The organism is Gilliamella sp. Choc5-1 (assembly GCF_001690595.1).
Classification (GTDB): domain Bacteria; phylum Pseudomonadota; class Gammaproteobacteria; order Enterobacterales; family Orbaceae; genus Gilliamella; species Gilliamella apicola_M.
In genome coordinates, this window is record NZ_LZHH01000068.1 from 1 (window position 1) to 17,813 (window position 17,813).

Sequence of the window (17,813 nt, forward strand, 5' to 3'; positions counted from 1 at the left end):
GTTGGCGCGTTTACTTTAATTGCTGCCAATAGTGAAATTGCCGATCGAGCCTTTAGCCAAGTAAAAACGATTATTCGGGCTAACTATTCTAATCCTCCTGCCCATGGTGCTAAAATCGTCTCTCACATTTTAAATAATGAAGAACTAAAAGAAGAATGGATTAATGAATTAACCAATATGCGCCAACGCATTCACCGTATGCGCCAACTATTTGTTAAAACCTTACAAGATAAAGGGGCTAGTCAAGATTTTAGCTTTATTGTTAAACAAAATGGCATGTTTTCATTTAGTGGTCTAAATGAAGAACAAGTACTCAAATTACGCAACGACTATGGTATCTATATTGTTAACTCAGGACGGATTAATGTTGCTGGTATGACATTAGATAATATGTCTAGACTTTGCGAATCAATTGTTAAAGTACTATAAAAAATAAATATCAAATTAATCATCCTAAACTAACCAATAAACCACAGGCTTATTGGTTTTTTTATGCCATTTAGTTATATCAATAGGAAAACTGATTATTAGACGATAACACAATTATTATCAATAATTAATCAATAAATAAAAATTGATTAAGGATTGTTTTGTGGCATCACATGTTTTGGATTTTTTAGTTTTAGGAAATAACTTTAGCACTCCTGAAATGCGGTCAATATGGTCAGAACAGAATCGACTTGAGCAACAAGTTGCTGTTGAAGTTGCATTAGCCAAAGCCGAAGGTGAATTTGGAGTCATTCCGACCCAAGTGGCTAATACGATAGTCAAAAAAGCTAATGCGACTAAGTTATCTTTAGAGAAAATTGCCCAAGAAGCAGCCGTTGCACGGCATTCGTTAATGTCAACAATTAATGCTTTACAAAAGCAAGTGGGTGAAGCCGGTCAATTTATTCATTATGGTGCAACCACTCAAGATATTGTCGATACTGCAACCGTTTTACAACTTAAGCAATCATTTGCCATTATTGAACGTGACACCAAATTGGTGGCATGTGAATTAAAAAAATTAGCCAAACAATACCAATACTTACCTATGGCCGGGCGAACTCACGGCATGCAAGCACTACCGACAACCTTTGGTTTTAAACTGGCTGTTTGGTTGGATGAATTTATTCGGCACTTACAACGTTTAAGTGAAATCAAACAGCGAGTATTAGTCGGTAATATTAGTGGTGCAATTTGTACTTATGCCTCAATGGGTAAGTTAGGACCTCAGGTTGAAGCCCGTGCTTTAACAATATTGGGATTAAATACTCCAAATATTGGTTGGCAAGCAGCTCGTGATCGTTTTTCTGAATACGCATCAGTCATCGCCTTAATTAGTGGCACATTAGGTAAAATGGGCAATGAATTTTACAACTTGATGCGCACCGAAATTAACGAAGTTGAAGAGCCCTTTTCTGACGGAAAAATCGGTTCAACTACTATGCCACATAAACGCAACCCAGCGGCATTAGAAGGGTTAGCAAGCTTAACTGCACCGTTATTAAAAAGTGTTGCTTTAATTCATGAATCGATGAAAGTTGAACATGAACGCGATGCCATGAGTTGGCGTGCCGAATGGGTTGCACTCCCCGAAATTAACCTTTACATTTCAGCACAATTACAAACGGCGCTTACCGTGCTTAAAGGATTAAAAGTCAACACTGACCAAATGTTGACCAATTTATCACTGCAAAAAGGTTTATTATTGTCAGAAAAAGTAATGTTTGAAATCGGTAAACGATTAGGTAAACAGACCGCCCACAATTTAGTTTACCAAAGTGCCATGAAAGCATTTGAACAAAATCGTCCATTTAAAGACATATTATTAGATGATCCTTATTTAAACAAAGAATTTACCGAATCGGAACTTGATACTTGGTTAGATCCAATTAACTATCTAGGTTCCGCCCCTGAAAAAGTAGAACAAGTAATTAACTATGCTGAACATAGTGGAGTATTAGCATGAGTTTTCGCTTAATGACATATAATGATATTCCTACTTATCAAAAACTATTGCATAGAGCTTATCAAACTAACATGCAATTGGGCATTCACTTTGCAGCAGCAACAGCCACACAAGCACAAATTATTGAACACATTGAATCGAATGCCGTCTACCTATTTGAAAAAAATAGCAAACTATTATCAACATTAAGCATCCGCTTTCCATGGGGTAATAATCCAGGACCTTATGGGCTACCTCATTTAGGCTGGTTTGCAACCGATCCAACTTATAAAGGCAAAGGCTATGGTAATGCGCTATGGGATTTTGTTGAACAACAGATTTTGATTAATCAACTAAAATTACCCGCTGTTACCTTAGGAACTGCAGCAAATCATCCATGGCTTGCTCAAACTTATATTAATAAAGGTTATAAAAAAATAGGATACGCAAATTTAACGCCAGATCATATAACCCTCTATTTTGAAAAAATCTTAAATGACAAAAGCTATTCCGAATGGAAAAAAAGGAGTAATACACAATGAAAAAGATAAGAACTTTACTATCGGTTCTTTTATTAACTAGCCTAACCTTAATTGGCTGTGATAATCAATCCAACAAACAAACTACCGAACAACCTACCATAAAAGTAGGCTCTACTGGACAAAGTTACCCAAATGGCTACAAGCAAGATGGCAATTTAGTTGGTTTTGATGTTGAAATTACCGAAGCAATTGCGAAAGAATTAGGCTATAAAGTCGAATGGGTCATTGCAGAATTTGGTGGTTTAATGGGGCAATTTGATTCAGGACGTTTAGATACCATTGCCAATGCAGTAGCTGTCACCCCTTTTCGTCAAACCAAATATGATTTTTCCAACGCTTATAGCTTTTACGGTAGTCAAATTGTTACCCATAAAGATAATAACATCAATACATTGTCTGATTTTAAAGGTAAGACTATTGCGGGAGTATTAGGCTCGAATCACATCAATAATTTAAAAAAAGCGTTTCCAAATAACGACATCACTATCAAAACTTACGAAACTAGAGATGGCGCAATGTATGACACCGAATATCAGCGTGTTGACGGATATGTTAATTCAAAGCCCATTTTACTGGCAGAAATCAAACGTAAAAACTTGCCATTCAAGCTAGTTGGCGAATCAATTACTATTGAGCAAGTTGCTTTTCCATTCAGCAAGAATGAAAAGGGTCGAGCTCTGCGTGAAAAATTTAATCAAACCCTAAAAAAGCTACAAGCAAATGGCACATTAAAGAATCTTTCAATTAAATATTTTGGCGAAGACATTACCTTATGAAATTTAATATAGACTACTTTTTTAGTGTGTTTCCGCAGATATTACCGTATTTGCCTGTCACACTATGTATTGCCATCGTATCGATTCTGTTTGCCACTGTATTTGGGCTAACTATCGCACTATTACGCAACCAAAAATTCATCATTATCGATTCGATTTTTGCTCTGTTTATTTCACTGTTTCGTGGTATTCCGTCCGTTGTTTTACTATTTATTATCTATTATGGATCGCCACAAATTTTTCCCATTTTAAAACAAATGGGCGCAACAACTGCGGCAATTATCTGCTTTAGCTTAAAATATGCGGCTTATTTAGCAGAAATTTTTCGTGCAAGTTTAGCATCGGTCGATCAAGGTCAAAAAGAAGCAGGATTAACATCAGGGCTCAATACTATTCAAGTTTACCAAGGCATTATATTGCCTCAGGCGATGGTAAACGCACTCCCTAATGCTGGTAATATGTTTATTTCATTACTTAAAGACTCTTCAGTCGCCTTTTTTGTAGGTGTGCAAGAATTATTAGCAGCGGGAAAAATGTTAACAGCTAATTCATTTCTTTATTTCGAAACCTATTCAGCTGTTGGCATTGTTTACTGGCTTACTGTGGTTATCTATTCTTGGATACAAAAACAATTAGAACAAAAACTTACTTTGCCATATCGTCGTTAAGGAAAAACCTTATGATCTCAGTATCTCATTTATCAAAGCGCTTTGCTGGTAATCAAGTATTAAAAGAAATTAACCTAAACATCAAGCAAGGCGAAGTTGTTGCCATTATTGGACCATCAGGATCGGGAAAATCAACCTTATTGCGTTGCTTAAATTTATTAGAAAAACCCAATACAGGTGAAATTCGCATTGGCGATGCATCACTTAATAGTGAACACTATAATCATAAAGAAGAAAAAAATTTGCGCAAACAATCGGCAATGGTTTTTCAGCACTATAATTTATTCAAAAATAAAACTGCAATTGAAAACATCACTTACCCATTAATTACAGGACAAAAAATAGCTAAAGAAAAAGCGAAACAGCTAGCACTGTCATTATTAGAACGAGTAGGCATGTTAGCGTATGCTGATCAATACCCCATTACATTATCAGGCGGTCAGCAACAACGTGTTGCCATTGCTAGAGCATTAGCCGTTAAGCCAAAAGTCCTATTATTTGACGAACCCACCTCAGCCCTTGATCCCGAACGAGTGCATGAAGTATTACAAGTCATGCTACAACTTGCTAAAGAAAAAATAACCATGCTCATTGTGACCCATGAAATGGAGTTTGCTAAATATGTTTCCGATCGTATTATCTTTATGGCAAATGGTGTCATTGTTGAAGAGGGGGCAGCCAAATCAATTATTGACACCCCTCAACATGAACTGACTCAACGTTTTTTACGTCAATTAACAGATGAGATTGATTTTGAAATTTAACTAATCAAATTAACTCTTACCAATACTTTATCTGTTAACTTTACATCTTAATAGATACTTTGCAATGCACGGTAATGCAAGCAACAAAGCATCCTTTATTAGGGTTGTTGATTAATGTGACGGTATAGAATCCTGAATATTTTTTACAAAACTTTTCTAATTTTGGCTAGAATAATGTCCATAAAGTTAATCAACATAAAACTTTAACACATAATTTAGAATGGATTGGGATGTGTAAAACAATACGCTATACAGACTTTTTAATATAAAAAGTGAAATTTTTAAGTATTCTCTTTTATATTTATACAGTGGCAATATGCACATCTATAACCTAAAAACATAATTCATTAGAAATCGACTAACCTCTGATCCAGTAGCTAATGCTTGAATATCTTGAGTTAATTTTTCAGCTATTTGCTGATTTTTAATGGCATTAATAAGCTTTAATAACATTTCAGCTTGACTATATGGATTTTGGGGAGATCCTTTCGGGATATCGATACGTTGGCAAATTTTTTTGCCATTATTAAGCACAATATCAATGACTACATAACGTCCATTATAAGCTTTTCGATGTGGCGGTAGTTGTATTTGATAACTACGTTGCATTTTTTGCATCAATTTTTGGATATGTTCAGGGATCAGCGTTGCTGAAAATTGTTCAAAATCAAGCGGTATCCCGAATAAAGTTAATGCTAAAATATACTCAGCAGAAAAACGCCCCTGCTCGGCAAACAAAGGCAACCGATAAATCAATGCAGCATCACTGTTCTCGGGCGCAAAAAAAAGCGTAATATTAGCAATATCATCAACATTTAATTGTCGGTGCTGATAAAGCAATTTACCCGCATCGGCAACATAAGCTGCTGCCGAGCAGTAAGAATAAGTTTTAAACCATAATCCTGGTTCAACAATCTTCCAAGGTTTTCCCCAATAACACAAGTCAAGACTTGCATTACCTTGCCCATAGATAGCTAAAAACCCCAATTTATCATTTAAAAAATCCTGTTTTGCATGTATGCCTGCCCTCAACCATTCAACAGCTTGTATTGCATGCTCGGCCGCTAATCCTGCGTGTAAAAATTTAATCGGTGTTCCCATTAATAAACGCATTCCTGATGCTTGAGTAGCCGCTAAGGTTAATGCTTGCGATAAAAAAGGTTCATCATATAAATAACAAATAGCCGCAGTTGCCGCAATTCCCCCCAAAGTAATAGTTGTGTGCCAACCTTTTTCATAATGCGCAGGATTAACACTTTTACCTAATAACGCCATTACTTCTATACCGATAACATAAGCGGTTAAAAACCTCCGACCATCAATTTTTAAATCAACATTATCTAAACGAATACTTGAAATAAGTGCAGATAAAATCACTGCCGAAGGGTGGCCACGCACATCAGAATGCACATCATCATAATCTAAACAATGGGCTTGAAAACCATTAAATAATGCGGCTTGTCTTGCCGTTGCTAGTTTTTTTTGACCAACAAGCCATGCTCTAGCCCTCCCCCCCTCATCATCGATCCAGCTCAGTAATTTTTTAGCATCAATATCATGGCGTGCTTGCAAACTACTAGCAAAATAATCAATTACCCCACTAATAGCCCGTTGAATAACTACTGCATCGTGGATAACCGGTGTGTTTTTTATCAAATAACTCAATTGTTGACCTAAATTCATTTGATGATCTCAATATAAATTCACTCTATAACCCTTTAATGGATAACACTATTTAATGCCACTAACATAACCTATAATCATAACTAAATTAAAGATTATATAGTCATATATTAATAATCAAAAATAATAAGTAACAAAACGATATAGCTTTTTTGCCAACGAGGTTATATGTTAAAATTGTTATTATCAAACACAAATCACATCAAAAAAATAAACGGCTAATTATGTCTATTTGTTATATCGCCTTAGGCAGCAACCTTGAAGATCCATTGGCACAAGCTAATCGTGCAATAACGGCATTAAAGCAATTGCCTAACACAACATGTTTAGAAGTGTCACCTTTTTACCGCAGTAAGCCACTGGGTCCGCAAGATCAGAATGATTATCTTAATGCCGTTATAAAAATTACAACAACCCTATCTCCGATTGAACTACTTGATGCTCTACAAACAATTGAAAAAGCCCAAGGTCGTGTGCGTAAAGAAAATCGATGGGGAGCGAGAACCTTAGATCTAGATATTTTACTGTATGATGATTTAGTGATCGAAAGCGAAAGACTAACAATCCCACACTATCATATGAAAAACCGAGAGTTTGTCCTCTACCCACTATTTGATATCAGCCCTGAGCTTATTTTACCTGATAACGATAAGTTGTATGATTTAGTAACCAAATGCCCTAAAAATAGATTAGAAAAGTGGGATAAGTAATTATCTTTATTAATAACATACAGTTGTACTATTTTGCTTATTTATAGATTGAAAAAAGATAAAAAAAAATTTGCCAATAGCTAATTTATTGCTATAGTTTACCGCTTGCAAATAATCTGTACTTAAGGGGATTGCTGTGAAAAAGGAACAAAAATTAAATACATCTTCTCTTAGCCTACTTTCAATTGCGGGGCTTAAGCCTTATCAAGAGGCAAAAGACGAGGAGTATATGAATCCTAAGCAATTAAAACATTTTAAACTTATTTTAGAAGCATGGCTTGCTCAATTACAAGATGAAATGGGAAAAACAGTTTCGCACATGCAAGACGAAGCCGCTAATTTTCCTGATCCTGCTGACCGAGCAACGCAAGAAGAAGAATTCAGTTTAGAATTACGCGCTCGCGATAGAGAACGAAAACTAATCAAAAAAATCGAAAAAACATTAAAGAAAATTGAAAACGATGATTTTGGTTATTGTGATTCTTGTGGAGTTGAAATTGGTATTCGTCGCTTAGAAGCAAGACCAACAGCTGATTTATGTATCGACTGTAAAACACTTGCTGAACTTCGCGAAAAACAAATGGGCATGTAAACCTAGCTTTCTTAGCCTTTTATTATTCTACCTAACTGACCTATGCACTATATTGGTCGTTTTGCCCCGTCACCATCTGGACCATTACATTTTGGTTCACTGGTGACCGCGCTTGGTAGCTATTTACAAGCAAAATCTTGTTATGGCAAATGGTTGGTTCGTATTGAAGATATCGATCCACCACGAGAAGTGAAAGGAGCTTCATCACTCATCTTAAAAACATTAGAAGTCTTTAATTTATACTGGGATGATGAAATATTATACCAATCGGCGTGCAGTGAACGTTATCAAGCTGTTCTACAAACTCTTTTAGATAAACAGCTAGCTTATTTTTGTGACTGCACAAGACAACGCATTCACAATTTACCTTATGGGCTTTATGATGGTTTTTGTCGTGATCGACATCTAAATGGCCTCAACCAACCACTAGCCATACGCCTAAAACAGACTCAACCCGTATATCAATTTACCGACCGCATTCGTGGCATCCAAACGTTCGACATCCCAAATGCCCAAGAAGACTTTATTATTCATCGCAAAGATGGATTATTTGCTTACAATTTGGTGGTTGTGCTCGATGATTATCAGCAAGGTATTACTGAAATAGTGCGAGGTGCGGACTTATTGCCTGTCACCGCTAAACAGATTTCGCTCTATCAGCTTTTTGGCTTACCAACGCCAAGCTACTGTCATTTACCATTGGTACTAGATAATAACGGCAACAAGCTTTCCAAACAAAACCACGCAAAACCCATTGAGGTCATTAATACGCAATCCTTAACAATACAGGCACTGCAGTTTTTAGGACAACAAATCCCTCAAGATTGGCAAGATGCCACGCAAAAACAGTTATTAGATTGGGCGATTAAAAACTGGAAAATAACCAATATTCCCAAACAAAATAGCTTATTAACCACCAACATAAGATAAGTTAGGCATAATCCCAACTTTATGGTCATGCAATAGATGTCTTTCAGGCTTTATCATTAACGAAACAAAGATTCTTTCAATTAATTGTTGTTTTTGTTCTGAACTTTGGAGCAAATCACGCAAATCCACTGCCGCATCACCAAATAAACAATAATGCAACTTACCTATCGATGATACTCTTAACCGATTACAGCTCTTACAAAAATCTTTTGAATATGGCATAATCAGCCCAATCTTGCCTTGATAATCACGATGAGCATAAACCTTAGCGGGCCCAGATAAAGCCGCTTTAGGCTGCAACTGCCAACCTTGCTTAATTAGTTGTAATTCGATTGATTGCCCTGAAACATGGTAACGATTAAAAATATCACCACTTTCGCCTGTTTCCATCAGTTCAATAAAACGCAATTCAACAGGACGCGGTTTAATCCACGATAAATAATCATTTAGATTATCATTCATGTTTTTCATCAAAACTGTATTAATTTTGACCTTTTTTATACCAACTTCTAACGATTTTTCAACACATTGCAATAATTCTTTCAACTTATCTTGCCCAGTAATTACTTTAAACAAATGGGGGGAAAGACTATCAATACTAATATTAATCGCATTCAAACCTGCTTGATGCCAGTGATGAATATCTTTTAACAAACGCGACCCATTAGTTGTTATAGCTATTTCGTTAATGCTTGGATATGAAGAAATCAGCGACAAAATATCAATAAAATCACGACGCAAACTAGGTTCACCACCTGTTAACCGAATTTTGTGCACACCAAGTTCAGCAAATGTTGATACTACATTATCAATCTCGTTAAGTGTTAAAAATTGATGTGTTTTATTAGGTTGATAACCATTAGGCAGGCAGTACTGACACTGAAAATTACACTGCTCGGTAATCGATAAACGCAGATACTGAAATCGACGTTGATAATTATCCATTAATTGCATATAAAATAAACACCTTATCCAAATCGGGAAGCATAGCCATTTCTGAGCTATACCGCGGCTAATCTACCGTATGAAATAAATATTTCACTTAGGTAAAATAGCTTCAGAGTTTAGTTCAGTCTAGCATAGACTTTATTTTTTGACTATGAACAAATTGACCTTTACAAGTAAACGATTTTTGACGGAAATAATATCTTTTTGGTTTTAAATGGTGGAATAGATTAGGTATAAGAAAATGTTACTCATGCTTTTAAGGCATGTTTATCTATAAAATATAAGTATTTTACATGGATAAGTAAAGTGCTTATACTTTTTTTAGGTTAGTTATTTAAACTATCTTAATTTATATTACAAAATCATATTAATTTTCTAATAGTCGATTTTTTTATGGAAAAGACAGCTAATTTTATTTATGTATTATTCATTGGGTATTTTTTATTAAACGATATTTACCCTTCATATTCAATACAACCTTTATTAAGTGATAAAGAAATGAAGATAAAATTAATATTTAACGATCACCAAGCAATAACCATATTAGTTGATATGTTTACACACAAAGCCTTTTAAAACAGTTATCTATAACAAATCACTTTTAGTAATTATGCAGATACAGAAAAAATTGCTTATTTACCAAATAAACTAAGCATAACCAGCCCTAAGGGGCATTCACCTAAAACAGGTGACATTGCTTATTATATTCCTTGGGGAAATCTTGCTTTTTATTATAAAGATGGAACTGCATCTAAAAGCCTTACCTATATAGGTAAGATCATATCTGGCTTAAAAGCGCTTGCTAGCGAAGATGCCAACGTTAAGTTCACAATTAAAAGGTTAAATAAAGGTACTTTATGTAATGAAAACACTATTATCGTGTCAGACAGAACTAGAAAAAGCATCCCATTGGTCTGCTATTTTTTCATTATTCATGGGGGTAACTAGCCTTATTGCGGCTGAGTTTATTCCTATTAGTTTATTAACACCTATTGCACAAACATTAAAAATTACTGAAGGAATGGCTGGTCAAACGGTCACTGCTGTGGGGATTTTTGCTGTTATTGCAAGTTTGCTACTAGCGCCGCTAACAAAAAAAATAAATAGACGATTAGTGTTATTAACGCTCTCTATTTTATTGATAATTGCTAATATATTAGTCGCATTTACACCTAATTATATCATTCTACTGATAGGGCGCAGCATATTGGGGATATGTGTTGGTGGCTTTTGGTCTATGGCCTCAGCAGTAACGCTACAACTTGTACCGACAAAAGATCTATCTCGTGCATTAAGTATTATCTATGCTGGTGTTTCAGTGGCAACGATTATTTCACTACCATTAGCAAGCTATTTAGGTAATCTGATTGGTTGGCGAAATATCTTTTTGCTATCGGCATTACTGGGTGCAATCGCCTTTATTTGGCAATTTATTGCATTACCTACTTTACCTGCACAGCAAGGTAATAGTTTTAAAAATATGTTTTTTCTATTAAAACAGAGCTGGATAACGATAGGAATAGTAGCCACGATATTTAGTTATGGGGGATATCATATATTTTTCACATATTTAAGACCATTTTTAGAACATAATCTTGCCTTACAAACAAATACCCTCTCTACGCTTTTACTTCTATTTGGCATTGCTAACTGTATTGGCACCCTTATTGCCGGTTTTGTGATGGGCAAACAATTTAAAATAACGATGATAGTTGTTCATTTTATTTTATTGATGCTTGCTATTATTTTAATGTTTATCAATAAAAATATAACATTCAACATTTTATTTGTTATTGCTTGGGGATTGATGTTTGGTTTTATTCCTGTGGGTTGGTCTAATTGGATTGTACGTACACTTGCCGATAAAGCCGAAATGATGGGCGGATTATCTGTTGCGGCGATTCAATTTTCTATCGGATTGGCAGCGGCAATGGGAGGCATCATCTTTGATCATAAGGGGATGCAAGGTATATTTTTTAGTTCTGCGCTAATTTTTTTATGTGCCTTGATATTAATTAAACTCAGCTTTTGGTTATTTACGCGTGTAACAGGACATCCTATCACGTAGTAACATTTTTACAATTTATTGAAAATATCAAATTAACATTTACTTATTAAAAGGATCACATTAATGAAAAAGGTTTTATTTTATTTCAAAGATAGTACTGCTTTAATCGTCTTTTTAAGTCTTTTTGGGTTATTTTTATCACCATCAGTAATGGGAGCTGATATGTCTAACAATGTGAATAATTTTTATCAAAGCGATAATGTCACTATGCAAAAAGTTAGTTTTCTAAATCAATATAAAATGAGCGTGGTTGGAAATTTATTTATGCCTAAAACGCTTGATCCAAAAAATAAATATCCAGCCATTATTGTAGGACATCCAATGGGGGCGGTTAAAGAACAAAGTGCCAATTTATATGCGACTAAAATGGCTGAACAAGGCTTTATTACATTAGCCATTGACTTATCTTTTTGGGGCGAGAGTGAGGGGCAGCCGCGTAATGTTGTATTGCCAGATATGTATGCAGAAGATTTCAGCGCTGCAGTTGATTATTTAGGTACGCAAACTTTTGTGGATCGGCACAATATTGGCGTAATTGGTGTTTGTGGTAGTGGTAGTTTTGTTATTAGTGCCGCTAAAATAGATCCTCGTTTAAAAGCCATTGCAACGGTAAGTATGTATGATATGGGGTCGGCCAATCGTAATGCTCTTCACCATTCGTTAACACTTGAACAGCGAAAACAGATCATTAAACAAGCGGCAGAACAACGTTATGTTGAATTTACCGGTGGTCAGACATTATATACAAGTGGTACGGTTAATAAAGGGCAACTCAAACCAGAAGATGGTCCAATTGCCCATGAATTTTACGATTTTTATCGTACACCCCGTGGTGAATATACGCCAGCCAATTCAACACCAGAACTAACGACTCACCCAACATTAACCAGTAATGTAAAATTTATGAACTTCTATCCATTTAACGATATTGAAACCATTTCACCACGACCAATGTTATTTATCACAGGTGATAAGGCTCATTCTAAAGAGTTCAGTGAAGATGCTTATAACCGAGCAATAGAACCGAAAGAACTCTATTATGTAAAAGGAGCAGGGCATGTTGATCTTTATGATCGAATCGATTTAATCCCTTTTGATAAATTAACAACCTTTTTTAAAACGCATTTAAAATAGCCATTAATTTTAATGAAATCTTGTCCAATAACAAAGGGAGTAATGATTTACGAAGCTCCCTTGCTTTTGCTCATCATTATAAAATAGCAGATGAATATCAAAAATGTTTTTTTAGCTGTTTTAAAAAAAGTTCAGCAGCTTTAGAAAATACATGATATTTTTTCCAGACAATATTCACATCTACTTTTAATTTTGGATATAAAGGTTTAAAACAAAGTGGGGTATCGCCTGCTGTATTAATCAGTTTATCTAAACACAAGGCATATCCGATGTGTTGTTCAACCATTAAAGCTGCATTAAATATTAAGTTATATGTTGCAATAATATTTAATTTTTCATAGTTTCGTTTAAACCATTGTTCAATGCTATCGCTAACATATTTTTGTTGGGAAACAATCAGTGGTAATGACCATAAATCAGAAGGAGAAATGACTTCAAGATTTGCCAACGCACAATCTTTTCTCATTAATACTCCCCATGTATCTTGTTGAGGAAGACACAATGATTCATATTTTGTTAGATGAGTCGGTTCAATTAACACACCAAAATCAAGTAATCCCTTATCAATACGTTCGGTGACATCATTTGCATTACCACTATAAATATGGATGCGGATGTGTGGGTAAATCTCTTGCATTGATTTAATCACATTCACCACCAACTTCATTGCATCGGTTTCACCACAACCAATATAAATATCACCACTAATACTTTCGGTGGGTGCTTGAAACTCTTCTTCTGTTTTATGCACAAGTTCCAGTATCTCCTCGGCACGTTTACGTAATCGAACTCCTTCATCGGTCAAGGTAATTCGTCTACTGCCGCGAATAAATAGGGGAGTGCCAAGTGTTTGTTCAAGCTCCATCAACTGACGAGATAAGGTAGGTTGAGTTAAATGCAAATGGTTGGCGGCAGCGGTAATACTTTCTTCTTTAGCAAGAGCAAGAAAATAACGTAAAATTTTTATCTCTAACATTTACCTTTTCCACCATTTTTTATTTAACAATAATTTTATACCTAAATGATTTTATTAAAATAGAATATTGCTTCTATTTCATTATTAACATAATCCTTTAAAAGGGTTTAGAAAAACATCGCTATTTCTTAGCTATAGCGTGGCTAATCACCTTATGAGACAAATATTTCAATTAGATAAAATAGTTTCAGAGTTTAGTTCACTCTAGCATAGCCTTTATTTTTTGACTATGAACAAATTGGCCTTTACAAGTAAACGATTTACCCCACCAAAAGAGCTATTTTAGGCAATTTATTAAAAAACAGTACATTTATATAGACCGATTATTTTACCGATTATGAGTATATTGAATTTACATAGTGTCAATTTCTGATAATCTTATATTGATTTTATTCAATTATTTGACTATATTACAAATATTAAACGATAACCGGTAATAATTGCCAAAGAATAGGTGTTTAAGTTATTGCATGATAGATGTTACTAACCGCATGTTTATACAAAATAGATCATCAGTAAACCACACCATTAACTCACTCACATTCAAACGAGCACCATTTTCCAACAACTTAACCGACAATAAAATTGAAAGAAGCGACTTACAATGAACCAAAAAACAGTAAAGTTCATCGAATATCTAATTAGTTTAATCTTTATATTATTCACAACATCCGCATTAAGTAATGATACTAATCACTATATTGCTTATAACAATCTACTCTTTGATCGCGATGGTACAGTGATTATCGATGACAGCGAACATGTCAAATCAATAAAATACCAAGATCATTATTGGATTGTACAGTTAACCAACTATCACGATAAAAATATCTACAATAATATAAAAAAGATAGATAACTACAAATTTGCTTTTGAAAAACAAGGCGACATATTGAAATTTAAAACTACTAAAACCTTAACTTATCTGGGCGAAGAACGCATGGCCTATCATTATCAAGACACAGCCTTATTCGTTATCATTGATACCGACGGCAAGTTAATTACACCTAAAGGACGTTATTACCGTAAAATCAGCCCTTTCATTAATGGTTATGCCGAAGTAACAACCTCAGAATATGAAGAAGGCTATTTAAATCTACAGGGGAGATTTTTCAAAAAACACCCAAAACCAATACAAACGCAATCCACAATTACCCCCAAACCATCGTGTTCAATAATCACATCCGATACAATCATGCAACTATGCAAAAAAAATAACAGTTTTTATTTAGTAAACACTAAAACAGGCAAAGAAACCAATGTCGGACCCAGAGCATGGAATACGAATTTTGGAAGTGATGGTTATAAAAATAACCTATCAACAGGTTACTTTTGGCTAGGTAATTACCAAGATAAATACAAGGTTTATCAAATTTACGATTATAATGGAAAGATGCATTATCAAAATCAATACGATAACGTATCAAAGCTATATGGTGCAGCAAGTTGGGTAAAGGATAATTATAATGCTAAAAAAGTGCGTTTGATTGATGTTACGGGCAAAACAATTGGTGAGTTTGATAATTATTCCCTTGTTAAAGTCGGCGCAGAAAAACGCTACTATGCTCAAAAATCCGCACCCCACAATAAAAATGAAAAAGAAGAAGAAAATCAAAATAAAGAAATGTTGCTATCGATTTTTGATAGCAATGGCAACATATTACTTTACGAAGATATCATCGGTCCGGAACAAAACAGCAACTGTTATCGCAATGTTAAAGTGTTAAAAAATGCAAAAAAACAAATCGTCTGGCCAACAAACCTAGATCGAGAATGTCTTTTAGATCGTTATATACAATCAGCAAAAACAGATAACTACCATTATCAAAATAAAGAACAAAAAAGCGAAGAGATTACAATACCAGAAGACAAAATACCTGAAATCAGTCACTATTTTACACAGCGCCAATCAAACAAAAAAATAAATAGCTTTACATACGAAGAAAGCTATATTTATCTTGCAGGCCCTAACACTGTTACAATTGAAGATATCGCAACACTGAGTATACCGGAAGGGTATATATACAGTGAAAGATACGCCCCATCAAACACAAGCCATTGTGACAGGTTTATCGCGCCAGCTTATGACAATAAAAACCGATTATGCATCAACGTGTATAAAACAGGGTTTATTGACTTACTTGAAGCCAAAGCGCAATTTAACGACAAAACCAAAATTGAACAACTAAAAAAACAGATTTCTGCAAAAATAAAAAACTACACAACCAAACAATTTGAATGGCTAATCGACCCTAAATTTGACTTTGAAAACCAGAGCTTAAAATTTGGCTATCGATATTATGCGGCAGAAAACGACAAAACTAGAGCAAGTCAAATTATCGAATATATACAATTTGTCAAAGACCACATCATCGTCATGAAAAACAACTACTTTGACGACTATCTCGACTTCAAACCGATAGAATTTGACTGGACAAAACGCATCACACCTTTTGAAAAGGCCGATATCAACTCAACCTATCCTTGCCGTAAATTATCAATAAAAGATTCGGCATTATCGGCTGATAACTTTCTTTACTTAGATAAACAATCTTGCTTTCCACGAATGGTAACTGAACTGCTTAAACAACACCCAGGGAAAACCGAAGTCACGGGTTACCATGAGCTGTTTTCTTTCAAGGAAAACAACTACCCAATAAAAGAGGGAAAAACCACATGGAACAGATAAAGTCCTTAACTAGCACCATCGTAGCAACAATCATCACACTCACCCTAACAGCGTGTGATACTACGTCACAAAACCAAGCGCAACAAAAACAACAGCCTGAGGCTTTTAATTTAACGGAACTACAATGGCAAAACGAAATCCAACAGAGGTTCGACACCATAAACGGTAATGGTGAACCGATAAATTGCATATTGCTACTAAAAACAAATCCGCCTTATTACGTATTTGACCGATACAAAAACAGTAACGAATTTAAGCTATTACAAAGGTTAACAGAAGCTGGCTTGCTAACGGAACAAATTGACATCTACAAAAATAGCCAAGATGAAAACGTTTATATCTATAACCTTACCGAAGAAGGCAAAAAACACCATAGAATCTGGCCTAACATAAGTCAGTCAGGTTTTTGTCTTGGCAAAGTGATTGTCAAATCGATAACCAAAATAACACCGCATAACAGTTATGTTGAAATTAAATATCAGTATATTATTGATAAATTGCCGCCAAAATTAGAGCCACAAAATCAATTAAAAACCAATATCGCAAGTTTTAGTTACGACGAGCAAACAAAACAGCTCTACAGTGAATCGGGTATTGGTTTAATTGTTAATATGTAGGAATTAATCATCATGAATTTAAAATACCCACTTATCGCTACTTTCAGTTTATTGCTATTGGGTTGCGACAATACAAATTATGAAAAATCGCTACAGAATGCTTTAAGCAGACAAGACAACCAAGCACTGTGTTATTTCTTGCCAAATAAGCAGAACCTCTTGCCTGCGGACATATTTTTCGATAAACCAACTGAAATACTCGACCTATTTGTCGAACTCAAATTCTTAGAAACAAGCAACATCAAAGCCAACTTTATCGACAAAAATAACACGATTGAAATCGAAGGAGTAAGGTACAAACTAACCGAAGAAGGTAAACAGTATTTTATCGACAACAAAGGGGCATTCTGCTTTGGTAGTATCATTGTGGATAAAATCAATGACACGTACAATATCAAGATAAACTACGTCTATACCGTCAAGAACGGAAAGTGGATCGACTATAACTACCATTACACCAACATCCCCAACTGGGCAAAGGACAAACGATTACAACAGTACTATAATCACACAATCTCGCTCAATAACGAAGTGCTTCTTGACGCAAGAGCAACGTATTACAGCTCAGATGGAAGTTTTGATACAGGTATTAAGAAGAATAAGGTGATTACATTTAAGGATTAAAAAAGATGAACAAAAACATAAATAAAATTATTACTTTTTCTGAATTTTTTGATAGGTAATTAGCTTTCTTGAATAAAAAATTCTCTCACAAATCCACCCCTAGGTTATGCTGTTTGTCTTTTTCGGCACCAGAATGTGCCAATAACAAGCGAATTCACT

At 34.9% G+C, this 17,813-nt stretch carries 18 protein-coding genes and 1 riboswitch; of the genes, 15 read left to right on the plus strand and 3 right to left on the minus strand.

Annotation, left to right across the window (positions count from 1 at the left end):
- The 6 genes from A9G35_RS06240 to A9G35_RS06265 form a co-directional block, all read left to right on the plus strand.
- Positions 1-429: aminotransferase class I/II-fold pyridoxal phosphate-dependent enzyme (locus tag A9G35_RS06240; RefSeq protein ID WP_141673802.1), on the plus strand; the 429-nt coding region annotated here is incomplete at its 5' end.
- Between the two features lie 163 nt (positions 430-592).
- Complete coding sequence (gene purB / locus A9G35_RS06245; protein WP_065636127.1) at positions 593-1,954, plus strand: adenylosuccinate lyase; 1,362 nt, start codon at positions 593-595, stop codon at positions 1,952-1,954.
- On the plus strand, positions 1,951-2,475 hold the full coding sequence (locus tag A9G35_RS06250) for a GNAT family N-acetyltransferase (protein WP_081300132.1): 525 nt from the start codon (positions 1,951-1,953) through the stop codon (positions 2,473-2,475). The genes purB and A9G35_RS06250 overlap by 4 nt, the downstream gene beginning before the upstream one ends.
- Positions 2,472-3,251, plus strand: coding sequence for an amino acid ABC transporter substrate-binding protein (locus A9G35_RS06255; RefSeq protein ID WP_065636129.1), 780 nt, complete (start codon positions 2,472-2,474; stop codon positions 3,249-3,251). The genes A9G35_RS06250 and A9G35_RS06255 overlap by 4 nt, the downstream gene beginning before the upstream one ends.
- Positions 3,248-3,919 carry an amino acid ABC transporter permease gene (locus tag A9G35_RS06260; protein ID WP_065636130.1) on the plus strand — a complete coding sequence of 224 codons (672 nt, stop codon included), beginning with the start codon at positions 3,248-3,250 and terminating at the stop codon, positions 3,917-3,919. The genes A9G35_RS06255 and A9G35_RS06260 overlap by 4 nt, the downstream gene beginning before the upstream one ends.
- Positions 3,920-3,930: 11 nt before the next feature.
- Positions 3,931-4,683, plus strand: a complete 753-nt coding sequence (locus tag A9G35_RS06265; RefSeq protein ID WP_065636131.1) for an amino acid ABC transporter ATP-binding protein — start codon at positions 3,931-3,933, stop codon at positions 4,681-4,683.
- 324 nt (positions 4,684-5,007) lie between these two features.
- On the opposite strand, the gene A9G35_RS06270 is transcribed toward A9G35_RS06265, so the two are convergent.
- A complete protein-coding gene (locus A9G35_RS06270) occupies positions 5,008-6,366 on the minus strand; it encodes an MmgE/PrpD family protein (protein WP_065636132.1) in 1,359 nt (452 codons plus the stop codon).
- A 224-nt stretch (positions 6,367-6,590) separates the two neighbouring features.
- Between A9G35_RS06270 and folK the strand changes: the two genes are divergently transcribed.
- From folK to gluQRS, 3 genes are all read left to right on the plus strand, one after another.
- Complete coding sequence (gene folK / locus A9G35_RS06275; RefSeq protein ID WP_065636148.1) at positions 6,591-7,076, plus strand: 2-amino-4-hydroxy-6-hydroxymethyldihydropteridine diphosphokinase; 486 nt, start codon at positions 6,591-6,593, stop codon at positions 7,074-7,076.
- A 136-nt stretch (positions 7,077-7,212) separates the two neighbouring features.
- The gene (gene dksA / locus A9G35_RS06280; protein WP_065636133.1) at positions 7,213-7,668 is read left to right on the plus strand and encodes an RNA polymerase-binding protein DksA; all 456 of its coding nucleotides are present in this window, start codon (positions 7,213-7,215) and stop codon (positions 7,666-7,668) included.
- Positions 7,669-7,710: 42 nt separating this feature from the next.
- The gene (gluQRS, locus tag A9G35_RS06285; RefSeq protein WP_065636134.1) at positions 7,711-8,598 is read left to right on the plus strand and encodes a tRNA glutamyl-Q(34) synthetase GluQRS; all 888 of its coding nucleotides are present in this window, start codon (positions 7,711-7,713) and stop codon (positions 8,596-8,598) included.
- Here the strand turns inward: gluQRS and moaA are convergent.
- Positions 8,578-9,552, minus strand: coding sequence for a GTP 3',8-cyclase MoaA (gene moaA, locus A9G35_RS06290; protein WP_065636149.1), 975 nt, complete (start codon positions 9,550-9,552; stop codon positions 8,578-8,580). The two genes, gluQRS and moaA, sit on opposite strands and share 21 nt — an antisense overlap.
- Positions 9,547-9,673, minus strand: a riboswitch (molybdenum cofactor riboswitch). Its footprint overlaps the gene before it by 6 nt.
- Positions 9,674-10,140: 467 nt before the next feature.
- On the opposite strand from moaA, the gene A9G35_RS14120 reads away from it, so the two are divergent.
- The 3 genes from A9G35_RS14120 to A9G35_RS06305 all read left to right on the plus strand — a co-directional run bounded on the left by A9G35_RS14120 (position 10,141) and on the right by A9G35_RS06305 (position 12,748).
- On the plus strand, positions 10,141-10,494 hold the full coding sequence (locus A9G35_RS14120) for a cyclophilin-like fold protein (RefSeq protein WP_176701398.1): 354 nt from the start codon (positions 10,141-10,143) through the stop codon (positions 10,492-10,494).
- Positions 10,409-11,614 carry an MFS transporter gene (locus A9G35_RS06300; RefSeq protein WP_065636136.1) on the plus strand — a complete coding sequence of 402 codons (1,206 nt, stop codon included), beginning with the start codon at positions 10,409-10,411 and terminating at the stop codon, positions 11,612-11,614. Before A9G35_RS14120 ends, A9G35_RS06300 begins: the two co-directional genes overlap by 86 nt.
- Positions 11,615-11,677: 63 nt before the next feature.
- Positions 11,678-12,748, plus strand: a complete 1,071-nt coding sequence (locus A9G35_RS06305; protein ID WP_065636137.1) for an alpha/beta hydrolase — start codon at positions 11,678-11,680, stop codon at positions 12,746-12,748.
- Positions 12,749-12,845: 97 nt separating this feature from the next.
- On the opposite strand, the gene A9G35_RS06310 is transcribed toward A9G35_RS06305, so the two are convergent.
- Positions 12,846-13,724, minus strand: a complete 879-nt coding sequence (locus A9G35_RS06310) for a LysR family transcriptional regulator (protein ID WP_065636138.1) — start codon at positions 13,722-13,724, stop codon at positions 12,846-12,848.
- A 604-nt stretch (positions 13,725-14,328) separates the two neighbouring features.
- Between A9G35_RS06310 and A9G35_RS06315 the strand changes: the two genes are divergently transcribed.
- Genes A9G35_RS06315 through A9G35_RS06325 form a run of 3 tightly spaced genes read left to right on the plus strand, consistent with a single transcriptional unit; the run spans position 14,329 to position 17,654 of the window.
- Entirely contained in the window at positions 14,329-16,413 is a 2,085-nt protein-coding gene (locus A9G35_RS06315; RefSeq protein ID WP_065636139.1) for a hypothetical protein, read from the plus strand.
- Positions 16,401-17,030: a hypothetical protein gene (locus A9G35_RS06320; RefSeq protein ID WP_065636140.1), complete on the plus strand. Its 630-nt coding sequence runs from the start codon at positions 16,401-16,403 to the stop codon at positions 17,028-17,030. Before A9G35_RS06315 ends, A9G35_RS06320 begins: the two co-directional genes overlap by 13 nt.
- Positions 17,031-17,042: 12 nt before the next feature.
- Positions 17,043-17,654 (plus strand): hypothetical protein, encoded by a 612-nt coding sequence (locus tag A9G35_RS06325; RefSeq protein ID WP_065636141.1) that lies wholly within the window; start codon positions 17,043-17,045, stop codon positions 17,652-17,654.
- Positions 17,655-17,813: the final 159 nt, after the last annotated feature.